General features: G+C 72.3%; 13 protein-coding genes and 1 pseudogene. 10 read left to right on the top strand and 4 right to left on the bottom strand.

What is annotated here, in order from left to right; all coding sequences use genetic code 11:
• Positions 1-140 precede the first annotated feature (140 nt).
• From AB0I77_RS04130 to AB0I77_RS04115, 4 genes are all read left to right on the top strand, one after another.
• Positions 141-1,547 (top strand): DUF692 family multinuclear iron-containing protein, encoded by a 1,407-nt coding sequence (locus tag AB0I77_RS04130; RefSeq protein WP_363280765.1) that lies wholly within the window; start codon positions 141-143, stop codon positions 1,545-1,547.
• A 292-nt stretch (positions 1,548-1,839) separates the two neighbouring features.
• Complete coding sequence (locus AB0I77_RS04125; RefSeq protein ID WP_363280764.1) at positions 1,840-2,631, top strand: DUF4142 domain-containing protein; 792 nt, start codon at positions 1,840-1,842, stop codon at positions 2,629-2,631.
• A 96-nt stretch (positions 2,632-2,727) separates the two neighbouring features.
• A complete protein-coding gene (locus AB0I77_RS04120; RefSeq protein WP_363280763.1) occupies positions 2,728-3,501 on the top strand; it encodes a TIGR04222 domain-containing membrane protein in 774 nt (257 codons plus the stop codon).
• A gap of 125 nt (positions 3,502-3,626) precedes the next feature.
• Positions 3,627-5,270 carry an alpha/beta hydrolase gene (locus AB0I77_RS04115; RefSeq protein ID WP_363280761.1) on the top strand — a complete coding sequence of 548 codons (1,644 nt, stop codon included), beginning with the start codon at positions 3,627-3,629 and terminating at the stop codon, positions 5,268-5,270.
• Here the strand turns inward: AB0I77_RS04115 and hemQ are convergent, their stop codons facing one another.
• Together hemQ and hemG are read right to left on the bottom strand one after the other, a co-directional pair.
• Positions 5,271-6,002, bottom strand: coding sequence for a hydrogen peroxide-dependent heme synthase (gene hemQ, locus AB0I77_RS04110; protein WP_363280759.1), 732 nt, complete (start codon positions 6,000-6,002; stop codon positions 5,271-5,273).
• A 5-nt stretch (positions 6,003-6,007) separates the two neighbouring features.
• Positions 6,008-7,588 (bottom strand): annotated as a pseudogene (hemG, locus tag AB0I77_RS04105) (protoporphyrinogen oxidase).
• Between the two features lie 158 nt (positions 7,589-7,746).
• On the opposite strand from hemG, the gene AB0I77_RS04100 reads away from it, so the two are divergent.
• Together AB0I77_RS04100 and AB0I77_RS04095 are read left to right on the top strand one after the other, a co-directional pair.
• Positions 7,747-8,754: a DUF4349 domain-containing protein gene (locus tag AB0I77_RS04100; protein WP_363280758.1), complete on the top strand. Its 1,008-nt coding sequence runs from the start codon at positions 7,747-7,749 to the stop codon at positions 8,752-8,754.
• A 62-nt stretch (positions 8,755-8,816) separates the two neighbouring features.
• Complete coding sequence (locus AB0I77_RS04095; protein ID WP_363280757.1) at positions 8,817-10,214, top strand: FAD-dependent oxidoreductase; 1,398 nt, start codon at positions 8,817-8,819, stop codon at positions 10,212-10,214.
• 5 nt (positions 10,215-10,219) lie between these two features.
• Here the strand turns inward: AB0I77_RS04095 and AB0I77_RS04090 are convergent, their stop codons facing one another.
• Positions 10,220-10,570: a hypothetical protein gene (locus AB0I77_RS04090; RefSeq protein ID WP_363280756.1), complete on the bottom strand. Its 351-nt coding sequence runs from the start codon at positions 10,568-10,570 to the stop codon at positions 10,220-10,222.
• A 125-nt stretch (positions 10,571-10,695) separates the two neighbouring features.
• On the opposite strand from AB0I77_RS04090, the gene AB0I77_RS04085 reads away from it, so the two are divergent.
• On the top strand, positions 10,696-11,520 hold the full coding sequence (locus AB0I77_RS04085; protein WP_363280755.1) for a rhomboid family intramembrane serine protease: 825 nt from the start codon (positions 10,696-10,698) through the stop codon (positions 11,518-11,520).
• Positions 11,521-11,530: 10 nt separating this feature from the next.
• Here the strand turns inward: AB0I77_RS04085 and hemE are convergent, their stop codons facing one another.
• Positions 11,531-12,598: a uroporphyrinogen decarboxylase gene (gene hemE / locus AB0I77_RS04080; RefSeq protein ID WP_363280754.1), complete on the bottom strand. Its 1,068-nt coding sequence runs from the start codon at positions 12,596-12,598 to the stop codon at positions 11,531-11,533.
• 182 nt (positions 12,599-12,780) lie between these two features.
• Here hemE and AB0I77_RS04075 point away from each other — a divergent pair, with 182 nt between their 5' ends.
• The 3 genes from AB0I77_RS04075 (at position 12,781) to AB0I77_RS04065 (ending at position 15,968) form a co-directional block, all read left to right on the top strand.
• Positions 12,781-13,458, top strand: a complete 678-nt coding sequence (locus AB0I77_RS04075; RefSeq protein WP_363280753.1) for a DUF3000 domain-containing protein — start codon at positions 12,781-12,783, stop codon at positions 13,456-13,458.
• Between the two features lie 306 nt (positions 13,459-13,764).
• A complete protein-coding gene (locus AB0I77_RS04070; RefSeq protein WP_053751649.1) occupies positions 13,765-14,427 on the top strand; it encodes a response regulator transcription factor in 663 nt (220 codons plus the stop codon).
• Between the two features lie 179 nt (positions 14,428-14,606).
• Positions 14,607-15,968 (top strand): HRDC domain-containing protein, encoded by a 1,362-nt coding sequence (locus AB0I77_RS04065; protein WP_363280752.1) that lies wholly within the window; start codon positions 14,607-14,609, stop codon positions 15,966-15,968.
• Positions 15,969-15,972 lie beyond the last annotated feature (4 nt).

Below are 15,972 nucleotides of genomic sequence, written 5' to 3'. Positions count from 1 at the left end.
GGCCTTCCTGGGCCCCGAAGCTCAAATGTTGCTCTGAAGGCGCCCTCCGTGGGGTTCGGGTCCCGGTGCCGGGGCCATACCCCCGTCACGCCCGAGGAGGCGGCACCGCGGATCCGGAAGTAGCCGAGGAGGGGACGATCATGGAGCGACTGGGGACGGGCATCGGGTGGCGGCCGGAGATCGCGGACGCCGTGGAACGCATGCCGGGTATCGAGTGGGTCGAGGCCGTGTCCGAGAACGTGTGCCCCGGGCATCTCCCGGAGTCGCTGCTGCGGCTGCGCGAGCGCGGGGTGACGGTGATCCCGCACGGCGTCTCGCTCGGCCTCGGCAGCGCCGACCGCCCCGACGAGGCACGGTTGACCGCCCTCGCCGAGCGGGCCGAGGCGCTGGGCTCGCCGCTGGTCACCGAGCACATCGCGTTCGTCCGGGCGGGCGGGCCGCTGACGGCGTCCCCGCGCCTGGAGGCGGGTCACCTGCTGCCCGTACCGCGCACCCGCGACGCCCTCGACGTCCTGTGCGAGAACGTCCGCATCGCGCAGGACGCGCTGCCGGTGCCGCTCGCCGTCGAGAACATCGCCGCGCTCATCTCCTGGCCCGGCGAGGAGATGACCGAGGGGCAGTTCCTGTACGACCTGGCCGACCGCACCGGAGTGCGGCTGCTCATCGACGTGGCGAACCTGCACACCAACCACGTCAACCGCGGCGAGGACCCGGCCGAGGCGCTCTTCGAACTCCCCCTGGAGGCCATCGCGTACGTCCATGTCGCGGGCGGCTTCGAACGCGACGGCGTCTGGCACGACAGCCACGCCCACCCGGTGCCCCGCCCCGTCCTGGACATCCTCACCGACCTCGCCTCCCGCGTCCGTCCGCCGGGAGTACTGCTGGAACGCGACGAGAACTTCCCCGAACCGGCCGAGCTGGAAGGGGAGTTGGGGGCGATTCGGGAGGCGCTGGAAAAGGGTGGTGGACAGTCTGCCTTGAAGGACGGCGCAACGGCCGGCACAAAGGCCGTCGGCACCGCGCCGCGGAGTCCGGCCGCCCACATACCGTCGGCTTCGCCGACCGATCCGGCTCCGTCGGCCTCCCCCGCCCCGACCGATCCGGCTCCGTCGGCCTCCCCCGCCCCGACCGACCCCGCTCGTCAGCGCCTCGCTCTCGCGCAGACCGCGCTGCTGTCCGCGCTGGTCGCCGGGACGCCCGTACCCGAGGGGTTCGACCGGGTACGGCTGGGCGTGCAGGCGCGGGCGCTCGGTGCGAAGCGGGCGGACGTCGTGGCGAAGGTCGCACCCGAGCTGCCAGGGATCCTCGGCGCCGGGTACCGGCCCGCCTTCCTCGCGTACGCCCAGGGCCACCCGATGACCGGCGGCTACCGCCGCGACGCCCTGGAATTCGCCGAGCACCTGCTGCTCGCCGACCGGCCGCAGGAGGCCGCGGCCCGACGGGACCTGCGGGAGTGGTGGCTGAACCGCTCGGGCCCGGCCCCACGCGCACAGCGCCCCACCGTACGACTGGCTCGCGCCACGCGCCGGGTACTGCTGCGGCGTTGAGACCCTGACGGACCTCGCCTACGCCGTTCCCCGCTCCCCCACTAGGCGCCCGCCCCCACCCCGGCCACCGTGGAGTGTGCCGGGGTTAACACCTCGCGCACCCGGGACGATTCGCCCATCCCATTCCTCCCTCTTCGTCGTCATATCCGACCCACGCCCCCTCCTGCATTCGCCCCCGCATGTCCACGATGCAACCATTCACTCCCGTACGGCAGTTGACGTAGACCCGGCGGTAATATGTCAATCCCGCACCCGAGACGCACTAGCGTGCGGTGCCGCAACAGGAGGCACCATGCGACCGCGACCCCCCATCAACGGCAGAGGCTTATTCACCGGCACCGGGCTCATCATCACCGGCCTGACGGCGACCCTCGTGGCGCTGATCCTCCCGATCTGGTCGTACGCCGACCGTTCGGGGACCGGCCTGGACGTGCTGAACGCCGAGACCGTGTCGACGCGGTACGGGCCGCTGTCCGGTCTCGACCGGGACTTCCTGACGAAGGTCCGGCTGGCCGGCCTGTGGGAACTGCCCGCCGGGCAGCAGGCACAGCAGAAGGGCACCACGCAGGACGTACGGACGGCGGGGCAGCACCTCGTCGAGGGGCACAAGTTCCTGGACGACCGGGTCCGGGACGTCGCCTCGAAGCTCGGCCTCCCGCTGCCCAACGAGCCGAACGACCAGCAGAAGCAGTGGCTTTCGACCCTGAGCGCGGCGCAGGGCGTGGAGTACGACGGCCAGTTCGCGAACATCCTGCGGCTGGCGCACGGCAAGGTGTTCTCCGTGGTCGCCCAGGTGCGGGCCAGCACCCGCAACTCGCTGGTCCGCGCCCTCGCCGACGACGCGAACGCCACCGTGCTGGACCACATCAAGGTCCTGGAGGCCACCGGATACGTCGACTTCGACGCGCTCGCCCAGGACATGGCGGCCGGCAGCACTCCCCCGATCACCCGCTCCCCGGCGCCGCCCGGCCCGACCCTCGACCCGGGTCCGGCGATCCCGGCCGCCCCGGCGCCGATCCAGAGCTACGCGCTCCCCCCGGCCGCCTCCAGCCCGCCCCCGTCCCCGCTCGCGTCGGATCAGTGATCGCCATACGCACCGGAACGTCACATACCGACAACACTGTGTCCGGATTATGACCAGGGCATGGCGCACCCGGGCCCGGTCGCATAGAAATTCACCATGCTCTGGGTGCTTCTCCTGCTGCTGGCCTGGACCGCCGCCGGAACGGCGGGGACTCGGCTGTGCCTGGCCGCCGTACACGCGGCGGCCAGCGACGCGGACGCGGGCCGGGCACACGATCTGACGCTGTACGAGGCCGCCTTCCTGTCCGGCGGCCCGCGACGCGTCGCCGACCTGACGCTCGTCTCCATGGCGCGCCAGCGACGGCTGCTGCTCGCCCGCACCGGCTGGGCGACCGTCGTCGACCCGCGCGGGCGGGACGACATGGAGCGGTCGGTGATAGGCGCCATCGGGCCTGAGGGGCAGTCACGCATCGCCCCGGTGCGGGCCGCCGCCGCCACCGCGGACGCGGTGCGCGGGATCGCCGACCGGCTGGTCAGCGCGGGGCTCGCCGTGCCGGACGACGCCCGGGCCGGTGTCTCGGCCGCCGTGCGCCAGGTGCGGCTCGCCGCCGTGGCCGTCGTCGCGCTGGGCGCGACCGCGCTTGTGCTGCCCGCTCAGGCGGAGATGCCGCGCGGCCTGGTCGCCCTCTGGTTCGGGCTCCCCCTCGCACTCACCCTGAGCTGTCTCGCCGTCGCACGGATCGAGGTCCACCCCTACTCGCGCTGGGCGTCCCCGGCCGGCCAGCGACTGCTCGGCGCCCTGACCCGGCACTCCGGCGGCGACGAGCGCAGGTACCTCACCTCGGTCGCGGTGCACGGCATCCGCGCGATCGGCGAACCCGACCTGCGCGCGGCCTTCGCCCACCGCGAGCAGCAGTACTGGCCCGACTGACCCGGCCAACACACGGGGGGGCGCACGGAGGCATTGGCGGCGACACCGGCCGTGCGGTGCTTGCCTTCGTCAACAGCCGAACGAAATATCCCTTTTGTTGCTGTCGTGCACCGAAGGGATACGCGATGAGAGCCCCCGCCCTCTACTCGGCCGCCGGGTCCTTGCTCCTGACCACGCTCGTCGCCGCCCCTGCCGAGAGCGCCCCGGACGTCACGGGCGCGGCCGAGCTGCGCGGCACCGCGGTGGCCGCCGCGCGCGCCCGGGCGGCCGGCATCGACTTCGGCGCGTGCGCCGCGCAGGAGGACCTGCCGGGCACCGTGCAGTGCGGCACGGTGTCCGTTCCGCTCGACTACGCCCGTCCCGACGGCAAGCGGATCAAACTGACCGTCAGCCGGGTGCGGGCCACGCACAAGGACCCGCACAACAGCAAGCGCCGGGTGCCCCGGCAGGGCGCCCTGGTCTACAACCCGGGCGGGCCGGGCGGCTCCGGCATGGCCTTCCCGCTGATCGGCGCGCTCCCCGAGTGGAAGCGCCTCGCGGCTGCCTACGACCTCGTCGGCTACGCCCCGCGCGGCGTGGGCCGCTCCGCGCCGCTGTCCTGCCAGGACCCCAAGCACTTCTTCAAGGGGCCCTCACCGGCGCCGACGTACCCCTCGGAGTCGTACAAGCAGGAGCGCATCGCACGGGCGAAGGCGTACGCGCGCGGCTGCGCCGAGCGGACGGGCAGCGCCCTGCGGCACTACACCTCCCTCAACAACGCCCGCGACCTGGACGTCCTGCGCGCCGCGCTGCGCGAGCCGAAGCTGACGTTCATGGGAGCGTCGTACGGCACCTACTTCGGGGCGCTGTACGCGACGCTGTTTCCCTCGCACGTACGGCGGATGGTGTTCGACTCGGCGGTGGACCCGGACCCCGAGCAGATCTGGTACCGCAACAACCTCGACCAGTCGGCCGCGTTCGAGGGCCGCTGGGAGGACTTCCGGGAGTGGATCGCCCGGCACGACGATGTGTACGGGCTCGGTGACACGGCCGCGGCGGTGCTGGGCAGTTACGAGAAGGCGCGGGCGCGGCTGGCCGCCGAGCCGGCCGGCGGGAAGGTCGGGCCCGGGCAGTTGCAGGGCGCGTTCTTGTCGGCCGGGTACTACGACGACTACTGGCCGCACCGCGCGCACGCGCTGTCGGCGTATCTCAAGGGCGACCCGAAGCCGCTGATCGAGCAGGCGGGACCGCATGCGGAGGCGGCGGCCGAGGCGGAGAACTCGAACGCGGTCTACACGGCCGTCGAGTGCAACGACGCGCCCTGGCCGACGGACTGGGAGGTCTGGGACCGGGACAACACGCGGCTCGCGCGCGTGGCGCCGTTCGAGACCTGGGACAACGCGTGGATGAACCTGCCGTGCGCCTACTGGCCGGCGCCCCGGCAGCAGCCCCTCGACGTGCGGACCGGTCCTGGCGAGCTGCCGCCGACGCTGATCCTGGCCGCCGAGCGGGACGCGGCCACGCCGTACGACGGTGTCCTGGAGATGCACCGGCGCCTGTCGGGATCGGTCCTGGTGACCGAGCGGGACTCCGGCACGCACGGCATCGCGGGCGGGCCGAACGCCTGCGTCAACGGCCACCTGGACGCGTATCTGCTGCACGGCGATCTGCCGGGGCGGCGCGCGGCCTGCGCCCCGCGCCCTGAGCCGAAGCCGACACCGAAGCCGAAGTCGGCGGCCGGGGCGGGGGCCGGGGCCGGGAAGGCGCCGGCCGCCGCGTCCGGGCGCTGATCAGGCGAGGCCCGCGACCAGTTCGCCGATGTCCTTGCGGCGCCCGGTGTAGAACGGCACCTCCTCGCGGACATGCATCCGGGTCTCGGAGCCGCGCAGATGACGCATGAGGTCGACGATGCGGTACAGCTCGTCGGCCTCGAAGGCGAGGATCCACTCGTAGTCGCCGAGGGAGAACGAGGCGACCGTGTTGGCGCGCACGTCCGGGTAGCCGCGGGCCATCTTGCCGTGCTCGGCGAGCATGCGGCGGCGGTCCTCGTCGGGCAGCACGTACCACTCGTACGAGCGTACGAATGGGTAGACGCTGATGTAGTTGCGCGGCGTCTCGTCGGCGAGGAACGCCGGGATGTGCGCCCGGTTGAACTCGGCGGGGCGGTGCAGCGCCATGTTCGACCACACAGGCTCCAGCGCGCGGCCCAGCTTGGTGCGGCGGAAGAGGTTGTACGCCTCCTGGAGCTGGTCGGCGGTCTCGGCGTGCCACCAGATCATGAGGTCGGCGTCGGCGCGCAGGCCCGAGACGTCGTACGTGCCGCGGATCGTCACGTCCTTGGCGGCGAGCTGGTCGAACAGCTCCTGGACCTCGTCGGCGTAGCCCGCGCGGTCCTCGGGCAGGACGTCCTTCAGCTTGAAGACGGACCAGAGGGTGTAGCGGATGACCTCGTTGAGGTCCTTGGCCAGCTTGCCCTTGTTCGGGATCCTGCCGGTCTCGGTGGTGGGGGCGTCGTCACTCATGGTCCTTATTCTCCTGCTCCTGGGTGCGGACTCCGCACCGGGTCGGCGGTGAGCTCCTCCACGCCGCGTCAGCCGCCCTGGATCCGGTCGCCCTGGATCCGGTCGACGGCGGCATACGCGCTCGCGATGCCCGCCGGGATGCCCACACCGTCGTACACCGCGCCGCACACCGCCAGGCCCGGCAGCTTGCCGACGTGCTCGCGGATGCGGGCCACGCGCGCGTGGTGGCCGACGGGGTACTGGGGCAGGCCGGCGTCCCAGCGGGTGACGCGGGTTTCCAGGGGCGTGGCGGTGAGGCCGGTCGCCTCCTCGAGGTCGTGCCGCGAGACGTCCACCAGGCCGGTGTCGTCGCGCTGGAGGATCTCCGTCTCGCCGTACCGTCCGACGGAGGTGCGCAGGACGAGCAGGTCCGGGTTCTGGTCGGCGATCCAGCCCCACTTCTGGGAGGCGAAGGTCGACGCCTTGATGGTGCGTCCGTCGACCGGCGGAACAAGGAACCCACTGCCCTCGGGAAGCACGACGTCGGCACGCCGGTAGGCGAGGGTGACCAGGGCCATGGAGGCGTACTCGACGCCGCTGAGCTCGGCGGCGGCCTCGGGAGCCTCGGCACGCAGGAGACCGGCGGCGACCGGGGCGGGGGCGGCGACGATCACGGCGTCGGCATACAGGACCCGGTCCCCGGCAACGACCCGCCAGCGCGCCTGCGCGACGGGACTCTGGGCGAGCGAGCCGCCGAAGGCGTCGGAGTGGGCGTGGGCGGCGTGGGCGTGGGTCGCGTTGCCCGCCGGCTCGTCTTCCGGCCCCGCCGGCCCCACCCTCCGTAGTTCCGTCACCGGCATCCCGGTCAGGATCTCGCCTCCGCGTGCCCGCACCGACTCCGCGACCGCGAGTGGGAGGCTGCCCACGCCGCCCTCGATGCCCATGAACACGGGGCCGGTCTGCTGGTTGGCGGCGGCCTTCGCCTGGATCTCGCGGACGGCCTCCGTCAGGGAGTCGTGCGTCTGCGCGGCCTGGAAGAGCTGCGGGACCGCCGAGCGCATCGAGATGCGGTACGCGTTGCCCGCGTAGACCCCGCCCAGCAGCGGCTCCACCAGGCGGTCGACGACCTCGCGGCCCAGGCGCGCCGCCACGAACTCCCCGACCGCCACGTCGTCGCCGACCTCGGTGCGGGGCAGGTCGGCGTCGCGCTCGATGCGGGCGAGGCCCTCGTCGGACAGCACGCCGGAGAGGGCGGACGCGGTGCCGGGGACGCCCATCACATGGCCCTTGGGCATCGGGCGCAGGGCGCCGCGGGTCCACAGGGACGCGGTCGCGGTGGCGGGCGGCTGGAGGCGGTCGGTCAGGCCGACCTCACGGGCGAGGGCCACGGCCTCGGGACGGCGCGCGAGCATCGACTCGGCGCCGAAGTCGACGCGCGCGCCCGCGATCTCGCCGGGCAGCAGCTTGCCGCCGACGCGGTCCGAGGCCTCCAGCACGGTCACGCGCGTGCCGCGTTGCAGCAGCCGGTGGGCGGCGGCCAACCCCGCGATTCCGGCTCCGATGACGACGACATGCCCCGCACCCGTACGAGTCTGAGTTGCGCTCATGCCTCCACGATCTCAGACCCCACTGACACTCCCGCGGCACCCCGGCGCTCTTCACGAGTCCTGACCGTGACCGCATCGGGACCGGAACACCCCAACGTTCTGCCCCGGTCCGCCGTCGAAGGAGCGTCAGTCGTCACAACCACCGGGGGTATGCCCACATGCGCACACGACGTTCACGACCTTCACGACGTTCCGTACGGCCCGTTCATGCCCTGGCCGGGATTCTGCTCGCCGCGGCCCTCGCGCTGACGGGCTGCACCGGTGCCGACGACAGCTCCGGCAGCGACGCGGGCGGCAAGGCCGTAGCCCGGTCCGACGCCGATGAGGCCGCCCAGGGCGCCGCCGCGGACAGCGCGAACGGCGCCGACGGCACCAAGGCCACCGCCCCGCCCAAGCTCACCACCGGCGACATCATCCGCACCGCTTCCCTGACGGTGCAGGTCAAGGACGTACCGAAGTCCCTCGACGAGGCCCGCACCACCACCGAGAACGCGGGCGGCTACGTCGGCAACGAGTCCACCACCCGGGACGAGGAGGGCAACGAGCGCACCCGGGTCGTGCTGCGCGTACCCGTCGACCGGTACGACGAGGTCCTCGCCGACCTCCAGGGCGCGGGCAAGCTCCTCGACCGCACCTCGAAGGCGCAGGACGTCACCGACCAGGTCGTCGACGTGGACAGCCGCATCAAGTCGCAGCAGGCCAGCGTGGCGCGGGTGCGCGAGCTGATGGACCGGGCCACCAAGCTCAGTGACGTGGTGACGCTGGAGGGCCAGTTGAGCACCCGGGAGGCCGATCTGGAGGCGCTGCTCGCCCGGCAGGCGTCCCTCAAGGACCGCACCAGCCTGGCCACGATCACCCTCTCCCTGTCCGAGACGCCGGTGAAGAAGGCCGCGAAGGAGGACGACGACCCGGGGATCGCCGACGCGCTGACGGGCGGCTGGGACGCGTTCGTGACGATGCTGCGCTGGATCCTGGTGGCGCTCGCCGCGGTGCTGCCCTTCGCGGCGGTCACGGCGCTGATCGTGCTCGCATGGCTGCGGCTCGTACGGCCCCGGCTGCCGCGCCGGCCGGCCACCGCGTCCGTGATGACCGCGCTCGGCCCGCTGCCGACGGCGCGGCAGGCACCGGAGCCCACCCGCCCGCAGGAGGGCGGCGAGGAGAACTGAACCGGCCTGAACAGGACCCGTGTGAGCGGGACTGAAATGCCCTGCCCCCGTAGCGTGTTCGCATGAGCATGAGCGCAGCGAGCCGTGGGGCAGAGCGTCTGGTCGTGATCGGGGGCGACGCCGCGGGAATGTCCGCGGCGTCGCAGGCACGTCGTCTGAAGGGCCCCGACGAGCTGGAGATCGTGGCGTTCGAGCGCGGCCACTTCACCTCCTTCTCGGCGTGCGGCATCCCGTACTGGGTGGGCGGCGACGTCACCGACCGGGACGAGCTGATCGCCCGCACGCCCGAGGAACACCGGGCCCGCGCCATCGAGCTGCGCATGCGCACCGAGGTGACGGAGATCGACGTGGCCGGCGGGCGGGTACGCGCGCGTGACGTCGATTCCGGGGCCGAGTCCTGGACGTCGTACGACAAACTCGTGATCGCGACCGGCGCCCGGCCGATCCTGCCCGACATGCCGGGCGCCGGCGCCCTCGGTGTGCACGGCGTGCAGACGCTCGACGACGGTCAGGCGCTGCTCGACACGCTGGCACGCACGCGTGGCCGGCGCGCGGTGGTCGTGGGGGCGGGTTACATCGGCGTCGAGATGGCCGAAGCCCTCATCAATCGGGACTACCAGGTGACGGTCGTCAACCGCGGCAAGGAGCCGATGTCCACGCTCGACCCGGACATGGGCCGCCTGGTGCACGGGGCCATGGAGGGCCTGGGCATCACCATGGTCAACGACGCCGAGGTCACCAAGCTGCTGACCGGCGAGGACGGGCGGGTGCGGGCGGTGGCCACGCGGGACGCCGAGTACCCGGCGGACGTGGTCGTGCTCGGCATCGGCGTACGCCCCGAGACCGGGCCGGCCAAGGCGGCGGGGCTCCCCCACGGCAAGCACGGCGGGCTGCTGACCGACCTGGCGATGCGGGTGCGCGGCCACGAGAACATCTGGGCCGGCGGTGACTGCGTCGAGGTTCTCGACCTGGTCTCGGGGCAGGAGCGGCACATCGCCCTGGGCACGCACGCCAACAAGCACGGCCAGGTCATCGGGACCAATGCCGGCGGCGGCTACGCCACCTTCCCGGGCGTGGTCGGCACGGCGGTGAGCAAGGTCTGCGACCTGGAGATCGCCCGCACGGGCCTGCGCGAGAAGGACGCCCGCCGGGTCGGCCTCCAGTTCGAAACAGTCACCATCGAGTCCACCAGCCGCGCGGGCTACTACCCGAACTCCTCCCCCATGACGGTGAAAATGCTCGCCGAGCGCCGCACAGGACGGCTGCTCGGCGTGCAGATCGTGGGCCGGGAGGGCGCGGCCAAGCGAGTCGACATCGCCGCGGTGGCCCTCACGGCCGGAATGACGGTGGACCAGATGACGGCCCTGGACCTTGGGTACGCGCCACCGTTCTCCCCCGTCTGGGACCCGGTACTGGTGGCGGCCCGCAAGGCGGCGAAAGCGGTGGTACAGCCGACCTGAAAGGCTCACCCAGTAGAACTGGCCGTCCCGTTGATCCGCTCGATCGCCTGCCGCGCCTGATCCGCCGGAGGCCGCGGCGGCAACGACGACACGGACGCGCTGGACGTCACAGGCGCAGGAGCCGGCGCCGCCGCCGGCTGCTCCCCCGCCGGCCTCGCATGCGCAGCCCCCCGCGTGGACCTCAGGCGACTGCTCACCGCCTCGTCCAGCGTCACCGGCCGCTGCATCTGCGAGGCCAGCCGCCCGGCCTCCTGGCCCAGCCGTGCCACGTCCTCCCAGGGCAGTCGCACCACCAGCGAGATCTCGGCTTCCCCGTCGGGCAGGGCCTGCATCGGAGGAGTAACTCGGTCGTTCATCGCCTGTTCCTCACGTCGTCCCCACGGCCCGCCTTCCCCGTGCCGCGGGCGGTTGAGGAGACATACGCACGCGCGGACAGCGGCGTTCACCGATTCGCCGCCCGCATCGGGGGCACTACTTCCTTGTGGTCATCCCCGTCCATGACGTGAACCCGGCGCGCCGCACCCCCTGGGTGACGTACGCGCTCATCGCCGCGAACGTCCTCGTCTTCCTGTCCACGCCCGGCATCGCCGGTTCCGTGACGGGTGACAGCCACCTCGCCCAGCTGTGCCACCTCCGCGCGTTCCTGGACCAATACGCGGCGATACCACGGGAATTGATGCACCATCAGATGCCGCGGCTGGTGCCCACGGGCGAGGTCGGGGTGGACGCGCGAGGCGTGGGCTGTCTGGTCGCCCCGCCGGACTACGACAAGTCCCCCGTGCTGTCCGTCTTCACGGCGATGTTCCTGCACGGCGGCTGGCTGCACCTGCTGGGCAACATGCTCTTCCTGCTGATCTTCGGCAACAACATCGAGGACCGCATGGGCCATGTGCGGTTCGCGCTCTTCTACGTCGTCTGCGGCTACGCGGCGTCGTACGGCTTCGCGGTTCTCAACGACGACTCGGCCGACCCCCTGATCGGCGCGTCCGGGGCGATCGCCGGTGTGCTGGGCGCCTATCTGGTGCTGTATCCGAAGGCCAGGGTCTGGGTCCTGGTGCCGTTCCTGATCTTCCTGCCGCTCAGGCTGCCGGCCTGGCTGGTACTGGGCTTCTGGTTCGTGCTCCAGGCGGTGTACTCGTCCGGCGAGGGTGTCTCCGCCGCCGGCACCGTGGCGTACGCGGCGCACATCGTGGGCTTCCTCGCCGGCATGCTGCTCGCCTGGCCGCTGCGCCCCGGCACCCCACCGCCTCCGGAGCCGCGCGGCCTGCTGTTCGGCAGGCGGGCGAGGCCCCGGCACACGTGGTGAGCCCGGGCTCTCAGCGCGCGGTCTGGGTGTGGACGTACTCCACGAGGCGGGTCAGCGCGTCCGGGTCGGTCGCCGGCATGACGCCGTGACCGAGGTTGAAGACATGACCCTCCAGGCCCGCCGCCGCGTCCAGGACCTCGCGGGTCTTGGTCTCGACGACCTCCGTGCCGGCGAACAGGACGGTGGGGTCGAGGTTGCCCTGGAGCGCCTTGCCGGGGCCGATCCGGCGGACGGCCTCGTCCAGCGGGACGCGCCAGTCGACGCCGACGACGTCCGCGCCCGCCTCGCCCATCAGCTTGAGCAGTTCGCCGGTGCCGACGCCGAAGTGGATGCGCGGCACGCCGTACTCCGCGACCGCCTGGAAGACCTTGGCCGAGGCGGGCATCACCGAGCGCACGTAGTCGGCGGGGGCGAGCGCGCCGGCCCAGGAGTCGAAGAGCTGGACGGCCGAGACGCCCGCCTCGATCTGCACCCTCAGGAACGCGCCCGTGATGGCGGCGAGGCGGTCGAGCAGGTCGGCCCACAGCTCGGGGTCGCCGTACATCATCGCCTTGGCGTTCTCGTACGTGCGCGACGGGCCGCCCTCGACGAGGTAGCTCGCGAGGGTGAACGGTGCGCCGGCGAAGCCGATGAGGGGGGTGGCGCCGAGCTCGGCGGTCAGCAGGCCGATCGCCTCGGTGACGTACCAGACGTCCTCGGGGGTGAGGTCGCGGAGCTGGGCCAGGTCGGCGCGGGTGCGGATCGGCTTCTCGACGACCGGGCCGACGCCTGGCTTGATGTGGAGGTCGACGCCGATGGCCTTGAGCGGGACGACGATGTCGCTGAAGTAGATCGCCGCGTCCACGTCGTGCCGCCGCACCGGCTGGAGGGTGATCTCGGTGACCAGGTCGGGCCGCATGCAGGAGTCGAGCATCGGGATGCCCTGGCGCACCTTGTGGTACTCCGGCAGCGAGCGCCCGGCCTGCCGCATGAACCACACCGGCGTGTGCGGCACGGGTTCGCGCCTGCACGCCTTCAGGAAGGCTGACTCGTACGTGGCTGTCGGCTGCTTGCCCGTGGGGCTTCCGTTCGCACTCACGACGGAAAGTCTCGCACGCCCCACCGACAGCGCCGCACGCCAGGGCGCCCCCGCCCGACAGGGCGTTCGTGCGGCGCGATGAGGGCGTGATGGCGGCGGGATGACGGCGTGATCCGGACAGTGGGCCCGCGCGCGGGTGTCCCTCCCCGCACGAACGCCCCGTTCCCCTTAATCTTCCCCGCATGGCTGCGGCTCAGGGACGACTGTCGGACGGCGCTGGCGGGATGGACGAGGCGAAGGACACGGAGGAGGGCGGGGGGCATGCGAGCGGGACGGCTCCCCTGCCGTTCCGGACGGCTGTGGAGGCATTGAGAGGTGCGCGGCTGCGCCCGCAGATCGAGGTGGAGTCGACGCCGGCACCGCAGCGGCTCGCGCCCTTCGCGTACGCGCTGGAGGCCGCGGTCGTCGACGGCGACCAGGATCTGGCCGACGGGCGGCTGGTGCTGCTGCACGACCCGGCGGGGCACGACGCCTGGCGGGGCGCCTTCCGGCTGGTGACGCTGGTGCGCGCGGAGCTGGAGCCGGAGATGGCCGCCGATCCGCTGCTGCCCGAGGTCTGCTGGTCCTGGCTCACCGGTGCGCTCACCGCGCGCGGCCTGGCGTGCGGCGAGCCGAGCGGCACCGTCACGCGCGCGAGTTCGCACTACTTCGGTGGCCTGTCGGAGCGCGCGCCCGCCTCACAGATCGAGATCCGCGCCTCGTGGACGCCCCGGGAGGGCCTGGGCGGGGTGCCGGACACGGCGGCGCACCTGGCCTCCTGGTGCGATCTGCTCGCCCAGATCGCGGGCCTGCCGCCGGCCGGTCCGGGCGACGCGTCGGTGGTGACGCTGCCGCAGCGCCGGGACCCGCAGGCACGCTGAGCCCGCTTCCCGCCGAGCCGCTTCCCTCTGCCGTTCCTTCGCTGCCCTTTCACCACCCCTTCGCTGTCCCTTTGTCGATACGGCCACTTTCGGCCGTCTTCGGCCGCGTATCGACGCAGAGTGAAACCGTTCGATCTTCGAATGATCGATCGTGCGTCCGAATTGCACGGATTGTTACTCACTAGATCGTGATCTTTCTCTAAAGGCGGACGGGTTTAGTGCCGAAGACGACTGTGACCTTGAAAGCACGGTTCGTCCCGGCTTCATCCCCACAAGCCGGCCCCGTTTCCCCATCCAGGAGGCCTGGTGTCCGTTCTCCTTGAGCAGCCCGCAAGCCTGGTCGCCTACCGCCCGAACAAGCCGACCGCCATGGTGGTCGTGGCCGACCCGCGCGTCCGCTCCACCGTCACCCGCCATCTGTGGGCGCTCGGTGTACGCGACGTCATCGAGGCCTCGTCCGTCGCGGAGGCTCGTCCCCGCATCGGCAACCCCCGCGACATCTGTGTCGCCGACGTCCACCTGCCCGACGGCTCCGGCCTCACCCTCCTGTCCGAAACCCGCGCCGCGGGCTGGCCCAACGGCCTCGCCCTCTCCGCCGCCGACGACATCGGAGCCGTGCGCAACGCCCTCGCGGGCGGGGTCAAGGGCTACGTCGTCACCGGTACCCGCACCAACGTCGGGCTCCCCACCCGGCCTGGTGCCGCCCCCATCGGCGCCGCCGCCGCCCGCATGCACCGCCGCCCCCCGGGTGCCCCGAGTCACCCGGGCGGCTACCGCGAACTGTCCGGCCGCGAGGTCGAGGTGCTGCGACTGGTCGCGGAGGGCCAGTCGAACAAGGCGATCGGCGTCTCGATGGGCCTGTCCGCACTGACCGTCAAGAGCCATCTCGCCCGCATCGCCCGCAAGCTCGGCACCGGTGACCGCGCCGGCATGGTCGCGGTGGCCCTGCGCACAGGCATCATCCACTGAGCCCCGATTTCCCCGTCACATTCAGGTACGTGAACAGGGTCGGCCGTTGATCCCCGTTCACGTACCCCGACCGTCGTGAACCGGAAGATTCACCGACCTGACTGGTTTACGACCCCAAGGCGCCCGCCGACGGAACGTTCCGTCGGCGGGCGCTGTCCATACACAGATACCCTTGACATGTGACCGACGCCCAAGACACCGCAGCAGACAGCTCACTGCGAACCACCGGAGGCGCCCCTCCGGACGACGGCGGATCTTCTGTTACGGGGGCGCCCGACCCTGAAGCGAGCCCTGATTCGAACCCTGAATCAGGCCCTGACACAAGCCCTGACTCAAGCCCTGAGCCGATCCCATTGCTGGAGCCCCGCGAGGGAATCCCGCCCGTCATCGCCGACGAGGACTCGCTGGCCCGGATGATCGCCGCGTTCGCCGCGGGCTCCGGCCCCGTCGCCGTCGACGCCGAGCGGGCGTCCGGCTACCGCTACGGCCAGCGCGCCTACCTGGTGCAGCTGCGCCGCGAGGGCGCCGGCACCGCGCTGATCGACCCCGTGGCCTGCCCCGATCTCTCGGGGCTCGGTGAGGCCCTGTCCGGCGTGGAGTGGGTCCTGCACGCCGCCACCCAGGACCTGCCCTGTCTGCGCGAAATAGGCATGATCCCCACGCGCCTGTTCGACACCGAGCTGGCCGGACGGCTCGCCGGGTTCCCCCGGGTGGGCCTCGGCGCGATGGTCGAGGGCGTACTGGGCTTCGTACTGGAGAAGGGGCATTCGGCCGTCGACTGGTCGACCCGGCCGCTGCCCGAGCCCTGGCTGCGCTACGCGGCGCTGGACGTGGAGCTCCTCGTCGACCTGCGGGACGCGCTGGAGAAGGAGCTGGACCGGCAGGGCAAGCTGGCGTGGGCACAGCAGGAGTTCGACGCGATCGCCTCGGCGCCGCCGCCGGAGCCCCGCAAGGATCCCTGGCGGCGGACCTCCGGGATGCACAAGGTGCGGCGGCGCCGGCAGCTCGCGGTGGTGCGGGAACTGTGGCAGACGCGGGACCGGATCGCCCAGCGGCGGGACGTCTCGCCGGGCAAGGTGCTGTCCGACGCGGCCATCGTGGAGGCCGCGCTCTCCCTTCCGGTCAACGCGCACGCGCTCGCCGCGCTGAACGGGTTCGGGCATCGGATGGGGCGGCGCCAGCTGGAGCAGTGGCAGGCGGCGGTGGAGCGGGCGAAGGCCCTGACCGACGCGCAGCTGCCGCAGCCGGGGCAGCCGGTGACGGGGCCTCCGCCGCCGCGGGCCTGGGCCGACAAGGATCCGGTGGCCGCGGCGCGGTTGTCCGCGGCGCGGGCCGCGGTGTCGGCGCTGGCCGAGCAGGTGAACATGCCTCAGGAGAATCTGATCGCGCCGGACACGGTGCGGAGGGTGTGTTGGGAGCCGCCGGTTTCTGCTGACCGGGAGTCCGTTGCTGCTGCGCTTGCTGGGTATGGGGCGCGGGCGTGGCAGGTGGAGCAGGTGACGCCGGTGCTTGTTTCTGCGCTGGCTGAGAAAGGTGCCTAGCCGC

It is taken from the genome of Streptomyces sp. NPDC050619 (genome assembly GCF_040654815.1).
GTDB lineage: Bacteria > Actinomycetota > Actinomycetes > Streptomycetales > Streptomycetaceae > Streptomyces.
Note: the sequence above shows the minus strand (reverse complement) of the source record. Positions and strands in the feature narration are given on the sequence as shown.

What these genes read in the sequence shown, in the direction of transcription:
- AB0I77_RS04095 (WP_363280757.1), top strand. Translation starts at nt 8,817, where the DNA reads ATGAGCATGAGCGCAGCGAGCCGTGGGGCAGAGCGTCTGGTCGTGATC.
- AB0I77_RS04115 (WP_363280761.1), top strand. Translation starts at nt 3,627, where the DNA reads ATGAGAGCCCCCGCCCTCTACTCGGCCGCCGGGTCCTTGCTCCTGACC.
- AB0I77_RS04120 (WP_363280763.1), top strand. Translation starts at nt 2,728, where the DNA reads ATGCTCTGGGTGCTTCTCCTGCTGCTGGCCTGGACCGCCGCCGGAACG.
- AB0I77_RS04100 (WP_363280758.1), top strand. Translation starts at nt 7,747, where the DNA reads ATGCGCACACGACGTTCACGACCTTCACGACGTTCCGTACGGCCCGTT.
- hemQ (WP_363280759.1), bottom strand. Translation starts at nt 6,002, where the DNA reads ATGAGTGACGACGCCCCCACCACCGAGACCGGCAGGATCCCGAACAAG.
- AB0I77_RS04125 (WP_363280764.1), top strand. Translation starts at nt 1,840, where the DNA reads ATGCGACCGCGACCCCCCATCAACGGCAGAGGCTTATTCACCGGCACC.
- AB0I77_RS04130 (WP_363280765.1), top strand. Translation starts at nt 141, where the DNA reads ATGGAGCGACTGGGGACGGGCATCGGGTGGCGGCCGGAGATCGCGGAC.
- AB0I77_RS04075 (WP_363280753.1), top strand. Translation starts at nt 12,781, where the DNA reads ATGGCTGCGGCTCAGGGACGACTGTCGGACGGCGCTGGCGGGATGGAC.
- AB0I77_RS04090 (WP_363280756.1), bottom strand. Translation starts at nt 10,570, where the DNA reads ATGAACGACCGAGTTACTCCTCCGATGCAGGCCCTGCCCGACGGGGAA.